The sequence below is a fragment of the Brevibacillus sp. RS1.1 genome (genome assembly GCF_013284365.1).
GTDB classification, from domain to species: Bacteria; Bacillota; Bacilli; order Brevibacillales; family Brevibacillaceae; genus Brevibacillus; species Brevibacillus brevis_D.
Window position 1 is genome coordinate 1 of record NZ_JABSVA010000035.1, and the last position, 805, is coordinate 805.

7 tRNA genes are annotated in these 805 nt (G+C 49.4%); all 7 read right to left on the minus strand.

The features are described 5' to 3' along the window. Positions 1-20 precede the first annotated feature (20 nt). Positions 21-96 (minus strand) — tRNA-Lys (locus HP570_RS29155). Positions 97-102: 6 nt separating this feature from the next. Further along, positions 103-177, minus strand: a tRNA-Gln gene (locus HP570_RS29160). A 20-nt stretch (positions 178-197) separates the two neighbouring features. Continuing rightward, positions 198-282: transfer RNA gene (locus HP570_RS29165), tRNA-Tyr, on the minus strand. Positions 283-290: 8 nt separating this feature from the next. Continuing rightward, positions 291-366 (minus strand) — tRNA-Val (locus HP570_RS29170). An 86-nt stretch (positions 367-452) separates the two neighbouring features. Beyond that, positions 453-526 (minus strand) — tRNA-Glu (locus HP570_RS29175). Positions 527-545: 19 nt separating this feature from the next. Further along, a tRNA-Thr gene (locus HP570_RS29180) sits at positions 546-621 on the minus strand. Between the two features lie 6 nt (positions 622-627). Next, positions 628-703, minus strand: a tRNA-Asn gene (locus HP570_RS29185). Between the last annotated feature and the right edge of the window lie 102 nt (positions 704-805).

Consider the following 805-nt stretch of genomic DNA (forward strand, 5'->3'; position numbering starts at 1 on the left):
CTATTCTAATTTTAAAAAACTGGTGAGCCATGAAGGACTCGAACCTTCGACCCTCTGATTAAAAGTCAGATGCTCTACCAACTGAGCTAATGGCTCGCAAAATGGCTGGGGTACTAGGATTTGAACCTAGGAATGACGGAGTCAAAGTCCGTTGCCTTACCGCTTGGCTATACCCCAACAACTCGCAAAATAAAAAATGGTGGGGAGAGACGGATTCGAACCGCCGAACCCGGAGGGAGCAGATTTACAGTCTGCCGTGTTTAGCCACTTCACTATCTCCCCATTTTTTATGGTGGAGGCTGACGGGATCGAACCGCCGACCCTCTGCTTGTAAGGCAGATGCTCTCCCAGCTGAGCTAAGCCTCCAAATCCCTGACAAAGTGACGAGTATGCTTCTTAGCATACTCTGAGAACTTTGCAGGTACCTTAACCACTGTTAAGGTGTTTTTAGGTGACCCGTAGGGGATTCGAACCCCTGAATGACAGCGTGAAAGGCTGCTGTGTTAAACCGCTTCACCAACGGGCCAAGATCATAAGAATACTTCTGGTGCTCCCGACAGGAATCGAACCTGCGACCTCTTCCTTACCATGGAAACGCTCTACCGACTGAGCTACAGGAGCATAATATGGCTCCTCGGGACGGACTCGAACCGCCGACCGATCGGTTAACAGCCGATTGCTCTACCAACTGAGCTACCGAGGAACGTTGAAGGTTTATTCCTTCAAAACTGAATACGCATGATTGCTAAGAATGTGTGGATAAGTCCTCGACCGATTAGTATTCGTCAGCTCCACGCGTTACCGC